Origin of the sequence: Pseudoalteromonas sp. 31A1 (genome assembly GCF_011378815.1) — a bacterium.
Classification (GTDB): domain Bacteria; phylum Pseudomonadota; class Gammaproteobacteria; order Enterobacterales; family Alteromonadaceae; genus Pseudoalteromonas; species Pseudoalteromonas arctica.
In genome coordinates this window covers 36,224-51,269 of the sequence record NZ_WTKY01000013.1, presented here as the reverse complement: position 1 = coordinate 51,269, position 15,046 = coordinate 36,224, and the positions used below count along the sequence as shown (strand labels likewise).

Annotated in this window: 16 protein-coding genes; 3 read left to right on the top strand and 13 right to left on the bottom strand. The window is 38.6% G+C overall.

Annotated features, from left to right (window positions below):
- Nucleotides 1-183: 183 nt before the first annotated feature.
- On the bottom strand, nucleotides 184-1,662 hold the full coding sequence (gene putP / locus GQR52_RS12835) for a sodium/proline symporter PutP (protein ID WP_165728709.1): 1,479 nt from the start codon (nucleotides 1,660-1,662) through the stop codon (nucleotides 184-186).
- Between the two features lie 332 nt (nucleotides 1,663-1,994).
- Between putP and GQR52_RS12830 the strand changes: the two genes are divergently transcribed.
- Complete coding sequence (locus tag GQR52_RS12830; RefSeq protein ID WP_007584100.1) at nucleotides 1,995-3,221, top strand: HDOD domain-containing protein; 1,227 nt, start codon at nucleotides 1,995-1,997, stop codon at nucleotides 3,219-3,221.
- Between the two features lie 262 nt (nucleotides 3,222-3,483).
- On the opposite strand, the gene GQR52_RS12825 is transcribed toward GQR52_RS12830, so the two are convergent.
- Genes GQR52_RS12825 through ccmA form a run of 10 tightly spaced genes read right to left on the bottom strand, consistent with a single transcriptional unit; the run spans nucleotide 3,484 to nucleotide 11,207 of the window.
- The gene (locus GQR52_RS12825; RefSeq protein WP_007585858.1) at nucleotides 3,484-4,215 is read right to left on the bottom strand and encodes a VacJ family lipoprotein; all 732 of its coding nucleotides are present in this window, start codon (nucleotides 4,213-4,215) and stop codon (nucleotides 3,484-3,486) included.
- Between the two features lie 9 nt (nucleotides 4,216-4,224).
- A complete protein-coding gene (gene ccmI / locus GQR52_RS12820; RefSeq protein WP_165728708.1) occupies nucleotides 4,225-5,481 on the bottom strand; it encodes a c-type cytochrome biogenesis protein CcmI in 1,257 nt (418 codons plus the stop codon).
- On the bottom strand, nucleotides 5,482-5,943 hold the full coding sequence (locus tag GQR52_RS12815) for a cytochrome c-type biogenesis protein (RefSeq protein WP_165728707.1): 462 nt from the start codon (nucleotides 5,941-5,943) through the stop codon (nucleotides 5,482-5,484).
- Nucleotides 5,943-6,512, bottom strand: coding sequence for a redoxin family protein (locus GQR52_RS12810; RefSeq protein ID WP_165728706.1), 570 nt, complete (start codon nucleotides 6,510-6,512; stop codon nucleotides 5,943-5,945). The genes GQR52_RS12815 and GQR52_RS12810 overlap by 1 nt, the downstream gene beginning before the upstream one ends.
- Nucleotides 6,509-8,479 carry a heme lyase CcmF/NrfE family subunit gene (locus GQR52_RS12805; protein WP_024592754.1) on the bottom strand — a complete coding sequence of 657 codons (1,971 nt, stop codon included), beginning with the start codon at nucleotides 8,477-8,479 and terminating at the stop codon, nucleotides 6,509-6,511. Before GQR52_RS12805 ends, GQR52_RS12810 begins: the two co-directional genes overlap by 4 nt.
- Before the next feature lie 2 nt (nucleotides 8,480-8,481).
- Nucleotides 8,482-8,961, bottom strand: a complete 480-nt coding sequence (gene ccmE, locus GQR52_RS12800; RefSeq protein WP_007585848.1) for a cytochrome c maturation protein CcmE — start codon at nucleotides 8,959-8,961, stop codon at nucleotides 8,482-8,484.
- A complete protein-coding gene (ccmD, locus tag GQR52_RS12795) occupies nucleotides 8,958-9,161 on the bottom strand; it encodes a heme exporter protein CcmD (protein ID WP_007585846.1) in 204 nt (67 codons plus the stop codon). Before ccmD ends, ccmE begins: the two co-directional genes overlap by 4 nt.
- Before the next feature lie 2 nt (nucleotides 9,162-9,163).
- A complete protein-coding gene (locus GQR52_RS12790) occupies nucleotides 9,164-9,901 on the bottom strand; it encodes a heme ABC transporter permease (RefSeq protein WP_007585844.1) in 738 nt (245 codons plus the stop codon).
- Complete coding sequence (gene ccmB, locus GQR52_RS12785; RefSeq protein ID WP_024608159.1) at nucleotides 9,901-10,587, bottom strand: heme exporter protein CcmB; 687 nt, start codon at nucleotides 10,585-10,587, stop codon at nucleotides 9,901-9,903. The genes GQR52_RS12790 and ccmB overlap by 1 nt, the downstream gene beginning before the upstream one ends.
- A complete protein-coding gene (gene ccmA, locus GQR52_RS12780; protein WP_165728705.1) occupies nucleotides 10,587-11,207 on the bottom strand; it encodes a cytochrome c biogenesis heme-transporting ATPase CcmA in 621 nt (206 codons plus the stop codon). The genes ccmB and ccmA overlap by 1 nt, the downstream gene beginning before the upstream one ends.
- 113 nt (nucleotides 11,208-11,320) lie before the next feature.
- On the opposite strand from ccmA, the gene GQR52_RS12775 reads away from it, so the two are divergent.
- Both GQR52_RS12775 and GQR52_RS12770 read left to right on the top strand, forming a co-directional pair.
- Nucleotides 11,321-13,780, top strand: coding sequence for a flagellar hook-length control protein FliK (locus tag GQR52_RS12775; protein ID WP_165728704.1), 2,460 nt, complete (start codon nucleotides 11,321-11,323; stop codon nucleotides 13,778-13,780).
- Between the two features lie 2 nt (nucleotides 13,781-13,782).
- Nucleotides 13,783-14,091 (top strand): EscU/YscU/HrcU family type III secretion system export apparatus switch protein, encoded by a 309-nt coding sequence (locus GQR52_RS12770; RefSeq protein ID WP_024589934.1) that lies wholly within the window; start codon nucleotides 13,783-13,785, stop codon nucleotides 14,089-14,091.
- A 31-nt stretch (nucleotides 14,092-14,122) separates the two neighbouring features.
- Here the strand turns inward: GQR52_RS12770 and GQR52_RS12765 are convergent, their stop codons facing one another.
- The gene (locus GQR52_RS12765; RefSeq protein ID WP_024589935.1) at nucleotides 14,123-14,524 is read right to left on the bottom strand and encodes a DUF2802 domain-containing protein; all 402 of its coding nucleotides are present in this window, start codon (nucleotides 14,522-14,524) and stop codon (nucleotides 14,123-14,125) included.
- Between the two features lie 17 nt (nucleotides 14,525-14,541).
- A complete protein-coding gene (locus GQR52_RS12760) occupies nucleotides 14,542-15,039 on the bottom strand; it encodes a chemotaxis protein CheW (RefSeq protein WP_002959294.1) in 498 nt (165 codons plus the stop codon).
- Nucleotides 15,040-15,046 lie beyond the last annotated feature (7 nt).

The following is a 15,046-nucleotide window of genomic DNA, read 5'->3' as shown; positions in this document are numbered from 1 at the left end:
TTAAGTGATCTATTTTGAGGGTAAAAAAACGTGTTGATAGCTAGGCAAAAAATTCGATATTTAGTTGTTCTAAATGATAATTTTTTAACGCCAGTAGCGACACATTAGCCCCGCAAAATGATTAAGTATTATTGCGGATTGGTATTAATTACTACTCATTCAAAAATGAGTAGTAATTGCTATTTAAAGCTCTTTTTCTACTTCATCAAATAAAGCGGTAATGTTTTGCTCTGGCTCTTTTGTAGCTAAGCTAACAACAACAATTGCGATACTAGATAAAATAAAGCCAGGTACTATTTCGTACATAAAGCTACTTAAGCTTTCACCATTAATAGTAAACGGACCATAAACCCAAACAAGCACTGTAAACGCGCCTACTAACATACCCGATAACGCACCGGCAAAATTCATACGTTTCCAGTAAAGGCTGAACAGTACCAATGGACCGAAAGCAGCACCAAAGCCTGCCCATGCATTACTTACTAGGTCTAAAATAGAGCTATCTCTGTCGTAAGCTAAGTAAATAGCAAACATAGCCACTACGGCAACGCTAATTCGACCAACAGTAACTAATTCAAAGTCGCTAGCATCTTTACGTAAAAATGTTTTATATAAATCTTCAGTCAATGAACTTGAGCTTACTAGCAATTGCGATGAGATAGTACTCATGATAGCAGCCAAAATTGCAGCTAGTAAAAAGCCAGCAATAAGTGGGTGGAACAATAACTCAGAAAGAATTAGGAAAATCGTTTCAGGATCTTCAACCACAATATTATTTTCATAAGTATAAGCAGCACCAAATATACCAGTACCAACAGCACCAAGGGCAGCAACAATCATCCATGTCATACCAATACGGCGAGCTTTAGGCATATCCTTAACACTACGTACCGACATAAAACGAACGATGATATGTGGTTGACCAAAATAACCTAAACCCCATGCCATTGCAGAAATAATACCCAATGCAGAGCCTGCTCCAATCCAGTTAAGCATATCTGGATTTACACTATGTAAAGTAGATTCTAGAGGTTGTTCAAGTAAAGAGTATGCAACAGTAGGCACTAGAATCAGTGCGATGAACATAATACAACCTTGCACGAAATCAGTTAAGCTAACCGCTAAAAAACCACCAAACAAAGTGTATAAAACAACGACACCCGTTGTAATGTATAAACCCACTTCATAACTTAAACCAAATGAGCTTTCAAATAGTTTTCCGCCAGCTACAACACCAGATGATGTATAAAGAGTAAAGAAGACTATAATCACAACAGCTGATACAACACGTAATAAGTTTGACTTATCATTGAAGCGATTTGAGAAGTAATCTGGGATTGTTATAGAGTCATTTGCTTTTTCAGTGTACACACGTAATCTAGGTGCAACTAACAGATAATTTAACCAAGCACCAATCACCAAACCAATTGCTATCCATGTACTACTAAAACCAGTAACAAACATCGCACCAGGTAGGCCCATTAAAATCCAGCCACTCATGTCAGATGCACCTGCAGATAGTGCAGCAACACTTGGTGATAGATTTCGTCCACCTAACATGTAACCTGATACATCGCCAGTAGATTGCTTATATGCATATAGTCCGATACCTAACATTACAACAAAATATAATGCTAGTGAAATAATCATTCCTGTTTCCAAATTAGCCTCCGCATAATTATTAATAACAGGCTCTTGATCCGAATATTGACTCTTAAAATATTATAATAAAGACACTATTAGGATAAAAACCATTCTCGCTGACTATATCATGCCTAACAATAAAATCTCCAACTTGTTGCTTCCAGCTGATACAAAAATACTCATGTTGAATAATTTTAAAGCGAATTGGTAAAATATAATGAATTAAATAGAAGAAACACCTTAATTTATAATGATAATTTATTAATCATGCAAATATACGTAATGCTATTTTGAATCTTTTGCCATATATTATTACAATACCCAATTACATCACTCTTACGGAACTGTTTATGTATTTTTACGCTGCACGTCAACCGATTTTAGATAGAGATAAAAAACTTATCGGTTATGAGCTTTTATTTCGTGATGGCGTTGATAACGTATTTCCCGATATAGATGGTGACGAAGCAACAACACGACTTATAGAGGGTAGCCAGTTTAATTTTGGTTTAGAAGATTTAACTGACAATAAACCTGCCTATATAAACTTCACCCTAGAAACACTATCAAAGGGTTACCCTACACTACTAGGTAAAGACACTATAGTTGTAGAAATACTTGAAACTATCCAGCCTGGTAAGCGTTTATTAGCTATCGTTAAAGATTTAAAAGATAAAGGTTACACTATTGCTCTTGATGACTATATTCATCAACCTGTATGGCGTCATTTTTACCCATTTATTGATATTATTAAAATAGACTTTTTAGCATCCGATATAGATACAATAAAAACGGTTCTAAACGATTTAAAACCGCACTCACATATTAAGTTACTTGCCGAAAAAGTAGAAACCTATGAAATTTACCAACAAGCTTTAGAGCTTGGGTTTGATTATTTCCAAGGATTTTTCTTCTCAAAACCTGAAATGGTACAAAGTAAGGCTCTACCACCTTCAGAAATGGCATTAGCTGAATTACTTTACGAAACATCAAGTGTTGATATGGATCTTAAGAAAATCACTGATGTGTTTGAACGTGATGTAAACCTATCTTATAAATTACTTAGGTATTCAAATTCTGCCGCATTTGCAAGACGCGCAGAAATAAGTACCATTAAGCAAGCTCTTATAGTGCTTGGCGCCAATGAAATTAAAAAGCTATTGTCACTACTGTTTGCAGCACAAGTATCAGCAGACAAACCTGTAGAGCTAATTAGGCTATCGCTTACGCGCGCTCGATTTGCTGAATTGCTCGCTATATCCCATGGGCAGTTTAAAGATACCGGCATGGCATTTTTAACCGGTATGATGTCGCTAATGGATGCTATTTTAGATGAGAGTATGGAAAGCGTAATGAAAAAGCTTCCACTTTCTAATGATATAAAAGCAGCGCTATTAAACGATGAAGGCTTGCTAGCAAAATATTTAAACTTAGTTAAATACTACGAACAAGCAAACTGGTCAGCTGCAAACGAGCTAACGAAAGAGCTAAATCTAGGTGAAAAAGTTCCCGATGCTTATCATGAAGCGCTAGCTTGGGTTAATGAACAAATGCAGTTAGTAGTGAACGAAAAATAAACTACCTGAACTCTGGTTAAGATATTTACTAATATATTAAATCATAATGATATTTAAATTTATTTTTCTCTAGCCAGAGATTTTCAGTGAAAACAAGGCGAACTTACGCGTCAATAGTTAGCCTATTGCAAGTAAATTCAACGTAGTTAGCGCTGAAAATAACTGCTCGAGATAGATTTATTATCCAGAGTTCAGGTTAAATATATAAACAGCAAATAAAAACGCCAGCATTTAGCTGGCGTTTTTATGAGTGGCTTTTCAATTATAAACTTTCTAAAAAGTCTTCATCAAAATCAGCTGGCTCTTCTTTTATTGGTGGGTTGCCATCGTACAGCTCATAAATCTGACGCTGGAAGTAAATATCTTTTACAAATAAGTACGGATCAAGTGAATCATTTAATAACCCTTCTTGTGGGATTAATGATGCACGCGCCTCAACTGCTTTTAAAACAAACACTAGAATAGTTTGTGGAGTCGTTAGCGCAACTTCAGGTAATACAAAGTTGTCGACTACATCACCGGTCAGGTTACGTGCTGTTGTAGGACCCATGCCAGGTAGCATTAAATAAGCACCATCACCCACGCCCCATACACCTAACGTTTGTCCAAAGTCTTCATCTACAATTTCAAGACCAAGTGAACTGGCTACATCAAAAATACCAAAAATACCAACCGTAGAGTTAACTAAAAAACGCGCTAAGCTCACACTTGCATTACCCGGTTTACCTTGCAAACCCGCATTAATCATATCGACAGGTGCTGTAATATTACCTGTAAAATTAACAATACCGTTTCTTACCGGTACAGGCGTTACTTCAACATAACCTACAGCAACTGGGCGCAATAAATAAGCATCCAGTACATCCATATTAAAGTCGTATAACGGACGATTAATACTTTGCAGCGGATCTCTGTCATCTACTTTGCTTTGTGGTACTTGAGCACACCCGGCTAGTATCAATAAACATAAAAAAGTAAAACTGTGTTTTAACATCTAACGTCCTTAAGGTATTAATGTATCAATTTGAAGTTTGTAGTCACTTACACTTTCACGCTTTAACGACTCTGAATGACCTTCTAGCTCACCAGAACTTGGCATAACCGAGTCATCTATAGAAATACGCGCCGAAATAATAATATTTTCTGCACTAGATAAGTTAAGCCCTGCAACCATTGCACTACTATCACTTAACTCAACAGTAATTGGAAATGAATATTTAGCGAGTTTAACAGCAGCTAATGGCATTGGCGAACCACTTGCTGCTTTTGCAAATATAAACAAAATACCGTCTTTTGGCTGTTTATCTATAAGCTCTTTTGCAATATCTACGGTAACCGCAATCGTGCTGCTGTTACTGATAGTAGTAGGTATAACAGAGCCTTCACTTTGCATTTTCTGTTCTATATCACTAATACGCTCAGAGATCATGCTATAACGTGAGTCATTCTCTTGCATACTCGCTAATAAAACCTCAAAAGCGGCTTTGGCTTGCGGCCAATCTTTACGTTCATAAGCAATGAGTGCTAATAACGAAATTGCATCTAAATTGGTAGGCTCAACTTTTAGTACTTTTGAGAGCATACCTGCCGCGCGGGTCATATTAGCTTCACTGCCTTCTAGTAATAAAACTTGGCTGTAACTAATAAGTACCTGCATATTATCAGGGTTCATACGCAGTGCTTTATCAAATGACTGCTGCGCCATATCAAATTCATTAAGCGACATAGCCACTCGACCAAGTAGCATCCAAGCAATTTCATCATCACCAGAGCGGCTAAGCTTAGTACGAAGCGCCAATGCAAAAGCCTGCAGCTCATTTTGGCTAAGCGGCTCACCTTTTTGCATTACAGCACGCTCGCCGTAATCAGCTAAATTATCCATTGCATCATGCCAAGCCGAAATTTGCTGCTGACTACCCGTTAAACCATAAAAAACACCTGTTAGAGCAAGAACAAATGCGCCACCAGTTAAAGCAAAAATACGATTATTACCTTTGCTGTTTAGTGATTTTTCTGGTGATAACTCATTCAATAAACGGCGTTTTAATTCAATAATTGATTCTGCATGATTTACGGTATCAATACGCTGATTGTCTAAATCGGTTTGTAAATCAACTAAACGCTGCTCATAAATGCTAATTAACTCAGCATTGGCGTTATGAGTAATTGTTTGAACGCGCTCTTTTTTTAAAAAAGGCAACATCACAAACCCAAGAGCAACCAGTGTGAGTAAAGCAAAACACGCCCACATTAAAATCATTTAACTTTGCTCCTGACGTTTATTTTGTTCAATTAGCTTAGCTAACAACATTTCGTCGTCACTGCTCCACGTTTGTTTTACTGATGCTTTTCGCTGGCGAATAACAATAAAACCAAAGCCGACTATGACAATTAATACAGGTAATACCCAAAGTACTAAAGTCGCTGGTGTAACTGGTGGGTCGTAATGAACAAAATAGCCAAAGCGGTCAATCATGTAATTAATCACTTCGTCTTTGCTCTTACCTTCTTTAACCAATACGAGTACTTTATCGCGCAAGTCTTTAGCAACCACAGCGTCAGAGTCCGCAATGTTTTGATTTTGACACTTAGGACAGCGCAGCTCTTTAGTTAGCTCTTCAAACAATATTGCTTGTTTGTTGTTATCAAATTGATAGCGATCTTGCTCTGCAAACGCACAGATGCTTACAAAAAGGCTAAGCGTAAGTAGTAACCATTTCATTATTTAAGCTCCTGCATAATTGGCGCAAATTTAGCACGCCATACTCGCGGGTTTATATCGCCCGTGTGATGCAATAAAATAGTGCCGTTTTTATCGACTAAAAATGTTTCAGGCGCACCTGAAACACCTAAATCCAACGACAAAGTACGATGTAAATCTAAGATATTAAATTGATATGGGTCACCCGCACGTTGCAGCATATCGCTCACTTCACTGCGAAGTGATTGCATATCAAAAGGGCCATCAAAGTCAGCATCGTAACCTTGTACGTAATAAAGCCCAATAATTTTAACGCCTTGCTCACGTAACTTAGTTAAATAACCAAGTTCAACTAAACATGTTGGGCACCAAGTACCCCATACATTTAGTAAGTAAACTTCGCCTTTTAAAGACTCGTTGGTCCACGGCTTAATATCTTGCATTAAATCAGGTAGATTAAATGCTGGCATTTCTTGACCTAACCGACCCGTTTGAATTTCACGAGGATTAGCAAAAAGGCCTTGGTATAAAAATACACATACAAAAGCAAATACTAAAAGCGGCGCAATAGCTAAAATTTTACGGTTCATAAAACATTCTCCGATGCAGCTCTACGCGCTGTTTTAGCTGATGTGCGGTAGCGTTTATCAAATAAAATCATAAATCCAGCTAGGGAAATAAGCACACCACCAATCCACATCCAACGAACAAACGGTTTATGATAAATGCGAAGTGACCATGCACCTTGGCTCAACTGCTCACCTAACGCTAAGTATAAATCACGTGTAAAGCCTGCATCTATGGCCGCCTCGGTCATAAACTGCATACCAATATCATACTTACGTTTTTCGGCATGTAAGCGTGTTACTAGCTCATTGTTTTTAAGCACCGATACAACACCCGCATGACCACTGTAGTTCGGCCCGCGAATAGTTTTAACACCATCAAAACGGTATTCATACTCGTTAAGCTGAACTGTATCGCCTTGCTTCATCGATACGTCACGCTCAACTGAATACGCCGATGTAAGCGTTACACCTGCAATAACAAACGAAATACCAATATGCCCAAGCACCATAGCCCAGTAACTTACACCTAAGCGTTTTAAACCTTCTTTTAAGGTGCCATGCACTGCGGCTTTAGTGTAAATGTCGATCCCAGTTGATATTGCAATCCAAACCGCAAGCGTAGTGGCCAGTAGCGTAAGTGGTTTTACTAAATCGTAACTTGAAAACAACCAAGCACAGGTAATCACTACACTGGCTAATACGCCCATTAATATTTTGTTTTGTAAGAAAGCCCATTTATTTTGCTTCCAGCGTAAAAATGGTCCTATACCCATCAAAATAGCAAATGGTACTAAAATTATTGCAAACATCTTATTAAAAAATGGTTCGCCAATAGAAATACTGCCCAAGCCCATTTCTTTATGAACCATAGGTAATAACGTACCCAGCAATACGATTAATGTAGCAACTACTAAAAATATATTATTGAGCCATAACGCCACTTCGCGTGATACAAACTTGTATCGGCCTTCACTATGTACTTGCGATACACGCAGTGCATATAACGCTAAGCCACCACCTACAACGATGCCTAAAAAGGCGAGTATAAATAAGCCTCTATCAGGGTCTGTTGCAAAAGCATGCACCGATACAATAATACCCGAGCGCACAATAAAGGTGCCTAACAAGCTTAATGAAAATGCTGCGATAGCAAGTAGTACGGTCCACGATTTAAATACACCACGTTTTTCGGTTACGCTTAATGAGTGTAGTAATGCTGTAGCTACAAGCCATGGCATTAATGATGCGTTTTCGACTGGATCCCAAAACCACCAGCCGCCCCAGCCAAGCTCTGAATATGCCCACCAGCTACCAATTGTGATTCCTAGAGTTAAAAAGCCCCATGCAGTCATTGTCCACGGACGTGACCACTTAGCCCATGTGTTATCAAGCTTACCGGTTAACAACGCAGCAATAGCAAAAGAGAAAGCAACTGATAGCCCTACATAACCCATGTACAGTAATGGCGGGTGAATAATCATGCCCGGATCTTGAAGTAACGGATTTAAATCACGCCCTTCAACAGGGAAATAAGGGAGTAGGCGCTCAAACGGGCTTGAAAGTAGTAAGGTGTACATCATAAAACCTACACCTAAAAAACCAAGTACGCCCAATACGCGAGCACGTAGCACCCAAGGTAATGATTTAGAACGCGCAGCGACAACGGCAGTCCAACCAGCTTGCATTACTAACCACAGTAAAATAGCGCCTTCATGGCCGCCCCATGTAGAGGTGATTTTGTAATACCAAGGCAGTGTACTACTTGAATGATATGCCACATATGATACGGTAAAATCATCCGTTACACTGGCGTAAATAAGTGCTGCAAAAGAGATTAAAACAAAAGCGAATTGCCCAATTGCTAAAGAGGGAGCTGCACGCATTAATCGAAGATTACCGGTATGCGCGCCCCAAAGAGGAAAAATACACAGTAAAACGCTTAGCACCATGGCAAGCGTTAAAGAAAAATAACCAATTTCTGGGATCATAGCTAATTACCACTATCTAAGTTGTATTTTGGTTTTTCGTGCTTAATACCTTTAACTGCCTCTGCAACTTCTGCTGGCATATATTCTTCGTCATGCTTTGCAAGTACTTCAAATGCTTCAATAACATTAGGTTCGATTAATACGCCCTGCGCTACAATGCCTTGCCCCTCACGAAACAAGTCTGGCAATATGCCTTGATAACGCACGGTCACTAATGGACCTGTATCAATTAGCTTAAAGCTTACTTGTAAGCTCTGTTCATTACGCTCAACCGTGCCTGGTACAACCATGCCACCAATACGTAGCTTTTGGCCAATGAATGGTTTTTCTTTATTAGGCCCTTTGCCATCAATAAGTTCGCTTGGCGTATAAAAAAGATTAATATTTTCTTGAAGTGCATAAAGCACTAAACCAATTGATCCACCAATACCAAACAGTACGGCAATAATTACCAATAGGCGCTTTTTACGTCTTGGATTCATGAGGCTTGTTCCTGTTTAGCTTTTTTAATTCGCGCTTCACGTATTATTTGTTGCTCAACTGAAGCCATAATACGTTTAGTATCTCTTAAAGAGTTCACTAAAATACCAAGTAAAATAAGAGCGCATGTACCAAAAGAAAGCCAGATATAGAACCCATAGCCTCCCATTGCAATAAAATCAGAAAAAGAGTCAAACTGCATAATTACCCCTTATTTAACAACAAACGCACCCACGGTCGGTGCTTTTCGCGTTGCAAAATTTCATTTTTAAGACGAATTAAAGTTACTGTTCCTACAAAAGCAGCAAAGGCTAAAATATTAACCATAAGTGGCCAAAACATACTTGGGTCTATTGCTTTGGTGTCTAGTTTTGTAATGCTTGCGCCTTGGTGTAGCGTATTCCACCACTCAACTGAGTAATGAATAATAGGTAAGTTGATTACGCCCACAATAGCTAAAATAGAAGCCGCACGCCCTGCTGACTTCTTATCTTCAAATGCATGATAAAGCGAAAGCACGCCAAGATATAAAAATAATAAAATAAGTTCCGACGTTAAACGCGCATCCCATACCCACCAAGCACCCCACATAGGTTTACCCCATGCAGCGCCAGTAATAAGCGCTATAGCTGTAATACAAGCACCAACAGGCGCTATAGCAATAACGGCAAGTTCGGCATTTCGTAGTTGCCATACAAGTGCAACAACAGCTGCAATAGCCATTGATGAGTAAGCGCCCATAGATAAAATGGCGGAAGGAACATGAATAAAAATGATACGGTAGCTGTCTTTTTGTTGGTAATCGGCAGGTGCAAAACCAAGCCCCCATACCCATCCAACAATCATACTAACTACAGTAACTACGGCAAAATAAGGCAGTAACGTATTGCATAACTGGTATGCACGCTCTGCTTTAGCATAGGGATGTAACCACTTCCACATTAACTTACACTCACTTTTAAAGCTGACGATATGGCAATTGGTGCGCTAATAATAGCAATAAGTAACATTGCACCAAGGATGGCAAGCTGCCCACTATAATCCAGCGACATAGAGCTGGTATCGATAGCCGACGTTGCAAAAATCAAAACAGGAATATACAAAGGCAGTACGAGTAAACTCATCAAAATACCCCCTTTTTGTAATCCTACAGTAAGCCCTGCGCCTATTGCGCCAATAAAGCTCAATAGTGGAGTGCCTAATAATAATGTTAAAACAGTCGCTGTTAACGCCGTACTTTCTAGGTTTAACAACAATGCAAATAGCGGCGTCATTAATACAAGCGGTAAACCTGTTACCACCCAGTGAGCAGCCACTTTAGCAAGTACGGTTAACGATAACGGGTAAGACGATGCAATTAACTGCTCCAATGAGCCATCATTAAAATCATCTCTAAACAGTTTATCCAAGCCCAGCATGGTAGAAAGTAATGCGGCAACCCAAATAATTCCCGGTGCCATTCTCGCTAGTAAACCAGGCTCAGGCCCGATTGCTAACGGAAATAATGAAATTACAATTAAGAAGAACAAAATAGGATTTACAATTTCAGCGCGCTGGCGAAACGCAAGTTTTACATCTTTGGTAAATACCGCACTAAATAGCAACCAATAAGAATGTTGACGAGTCATTAGTGACGATACTCCAGTGTAACCGTTTGCAAGTTACTAAAATGGGTCGTTAAGTCTTGGTGAGTCGTTAATAAAATAGCACCACCGCTTTGTAAGTGTTCAGTAAATCGGTGCTGCAAAAAAGCAACACCGCTTTTATCAAGCGCGGTAAATGGCTCATCAAGTACCCATAATTTAGAATCACTTAACCAAAGCCTAACCAAAGCTACACGTCTTTGTTGTCCAGCAGATAACATTCTAACCGGTACATCTTCAAGTCCAACAAGGCCAAGTTGCGCTAAAATGGGATACAAGTCAGGCTGGTTTATGTAGCCATTAATTTGTAACCAATGACGAACATTTTCAACGGCACTAAGCTGAGTATTTACACCTGTTTTGTGGCCTATAAAGAGTAGTTCTCTGGCATACTCTTCGTAATACTTAGATATAGGCTGTTCTTGAAATAAAACAGCTCCTTCATCAGGCACAGAAAAGCCTGCGATAATACGCAATAGCGATGTTTTACCAGCCCCATTAGGGCCCGCTAATTGCATGATTTGACCGCTATTAAGGCTAAAATTAAGATCCGCAAACAAACAACGATCTTGCTTGATGCAGGTGACGGACTTAATGTGTAACAAGATGACGATTCTCTCTGCCAAAAATTAGGCGTTAGTCTACCATAATGATAGGGTAATACGAATATTGCTTTAAAATCGATTCACTTAAAATAGAGAAAACTTGATTTAAAATAATGAATACGCCAACGCAAATAACATTATCTAATTCATTGGTTATCAATCAATCGACGAACCCTCAAACCAATGAGTTATCGCAATTACCTAATGAGGTACTTGCGGCTAAAAACATTCAATTTTCGAAAGACTCGATTACGCTTGATGTATTTATTGATAAACATTGGCAGACATTAAGACTTGGCACTACAAGCGCACCTCAAAATTTACAAAAAATAGCCAGTGCTAACATACAACTTAATCCCGATGGCAAACAGCTCAACATCACGCCAAACACTACAACCCTTACTTTAAATCAACCAGTACAATTACAGCGTTTATTAAATTATGTAAGCACGGGCACTGAGGTACAAAGCCAACCAATGGATTTACAAGTGGTTATGTCCCCTACCCCAAAATTAGTAATTGATAAACTTAACGCCAGTATTGCCATAAATAAAGACGTAGCGCAGTTACTTTTAACCGAGCAGCCTTTAAAAGTAGTTGTTAGTACTACTAACAAAGGCGCACAGCTTAATGTTATTAATCGCTTTGCAGATACAATTCATACGCAACCACTTAGCCAAACTAAACTTACTAAATTACTCGTGGCCTTATTACCTAGTGCGCAACTTCAAGCAACACCTAAACTAGCTATTTTGACCCATCCTCAAAAGTCAGGTTCGTTTACAACGCCTATTACTAATCAACAAGTTAGTGAACTACCCAATACCCCCATTAAGGTAAATTTAATAAATCAGGCTGATAAATTACTTATTAAAACCGATACTAATAATATAAAAGTGACGCTTAATAACTCATTTTCTAAACCGTTTAACGAGTTACTTTTAGCGCAAAAAAGCAGTGTCCCTGAAATACCTTTTTCTGCGTCCACTATTAAAGCAAGCCCACTGCTTACACCTAATAGCCCAATAAAATCGTGGCTACAAAATAGCTTTAGTGATTTTAAAACGCGAATTAATGATGCAGTTAAATATTTTGAAAGTAAGCCCTTTGCAGCAGCAAATAAATCTGAGTTAATGCCGCCGTCTGCATCATCTGCGATACAAAGGCCGAGCTTAGTTATGCAATTAACAGTATCACCGTTGAATAGAGTGAATATTACCCAAAATGTAAGTACTGCGTTAAATAGTAATACGAGCAATACCTTACCAGAGCACTTTTCAAGACTTCCGCCACTTGTACAATTAACTCAGCAAATAAAAGGAAGTGTTAGTGTTTGGCAATCATCTACAAATATAACAACAGCTAACACGCCAACGCCAACGCCAAATAATATTACTCAAAATGGAGTGGCGAGCGCTAAGCCAAGTAATTTAAACGCGAGTCAATTGAGTGCTCTGAATATTAGTACTAACAGTAAAGTTGATACGTTAATTAAGCCTACAAGTGAAATTGTTACTAAAGGGCAAATAACCTCTTCAGTGCAACCAGTAATAAACGGCAACAATCAAAACAGTGCAAACTCAGCCACGATTAAAAACATTCTCCCATTAGCAGAGCCGTTATCTAATATTGCCTCTCGTAGTCAAATGCTACAACCAATAGAAGCAAAGCTATTAAGCACATTATTAAAGCTTCCTGATACCACAATCCCTACGGATAGATTAGCTGGTAACAAACAGCTTTTAAGTAGTCAAATTACTGACATTACAAATAGAGCAACAAAAGACACGCCCGATTTAACTCGCTTAATTAACCAAGCATTTAATCGCATGATCTCAAGTAATAATGTTAACCCTGCGACCATACAGCGTGAAGTATTAGCCACCTTACAACCATCTCAATTAACGGGTGATACACTACAAAGTAGCTTCACTAAAGGACTTGAACAAGTTGCAGTGAGTATTTTAGCAGCCCCTATAATTAGCCAATCAGTAACACCGATAAGCTTTAATAACCAAACTGGCTTAGATGCACTTTTACAAGTACTCATACCTACTTTTAAAACAGGAAACGCGGGAGCAAAAATACTTGAGCAACTGCAGCAAGCTCAAGTTCAAGCATTGGCTAGCGAAATCGTACAAGTTAAAAACACACTTACCCAAGTAAGTGTTTCAACACCAAGTCAACAACCAGACACAAACCCGCTTGCACAATTTTTATTACCAATGAAATTGCCGCCTGAGGCCGCCCAAACAGAAATAACATTGGGGCAATATAAAAAGCCAAGCGCAGATAAATTAGAAGATAAAAATGTATGGTTTGTCAGGCTAAACTTTGATTATGCACAGATTGGGCAATTACAGATTACCGCTGAGTTAATGGATAAAGCACTCGATTGCCAGCTATTAGCCTCAAGCCAAGAAGTAAGCGCAATTGCTCACCCTCACTTAGATAATTTAAGATCCAAACTAGCTAAGCATGGTTTACAGGTTGGAGAGCTCAACTTAAAGCGAGGCGATGCAAATAATCAGGCATTTTATAAATCTCATGCAATTATTAATATTAAGGTTTAGTAATGAGTGATACACCTATTAATAAGTCAGCCATTGGGCTTTTATACGAAGCTGGCAACACCCCCACTGTAAGCGTAAAAGGGTTTGGTGAGTTAGCTGACGAAATAATTGCAGCGGCAAAATTAAAAGGAATTATGATCCACGAAGATGCAGCGCTTGCTAAAACGTTGTCGCATTTAAGCTTAGGGGAAGAAATCCCTAAAGAGCTTTATTATGTAATTGCAGAGCTTATTGCGTTTTCGTATGTATTAAGAGGTCAATTTCCGCCAGGCTGGCAAGACTTTCAAGGTAAGTTAAATATTAAAGCGTGAGATTATTTACACGCTTATAACTAAAAAGGCGCTAAGCGCCTTTTTGTTTATGTAGTGAAAATAGTAATTCGGCTTCTGCTCGCGGTAATTCGCATTCGCGTATCACCTCATCGAGGTCCGCACCTAACTCAACCATTTTTACTGCACGAGAGTAAATTTTAGCATCAGGGTCATCGTATTTTTGCGCAGCTTGTTGTTGTATTAAATCTTGATTTTGTTGCTCAACCTCAAGCACTCGCTTACCAATACTTAAAAGCCCTGTTCTAAGCTCTGAAATTTCACTTCGCAAAATATGAGTTTGCTCTGAGCTATCTTTAAGCTGCTGTAATACAGCATTAACTTCATTCACTTGTTTGTTTTTTAATGCAATTATTAGCGCAAGCGATATAAGTCCTACCGCTAACGCTGATATAGCTATACTAAGTAACAGCATAATTTATTTGGTAAAGCTTATATATCGCTTAACTCATCCCATTCATCATCGCTGAGTAACTTGTTTAAATCGACTAAAATCAGTAGCTCATTATCACGATTACAAACGCCTTGAATAAACTTAGCACTTTCTTCAGTACCAACATTTGGTGCACTATCGATCTCAGAGCTGCGTAAATAAACGACTTCAGATACGCTGTCGGCTAAAATGCCGATAACTTGCTCTTCAGCTTCAATAATTAATATACGAGAATTATCGGTTGCATCAGCAGCTAACAAACCAAAACGTGCACGAGTATCAATAACAGTTACAACGTTACCGCGTAAGTTAATAATACCAATAACGTAAGAAGGTGCACCTGGTACAGGGGCTATCTCTGTATAACGAAGTATTTCTTGTACTTGCATTACATTTACGCCGTAGGTTTCTTCCTCTAGCTTAAACGTAACCCACTGTAAAATTTCATCATTATTATCTGCGTTTTTATTTGCTGACAGTAATTTATCTTGATTCATGCTATTA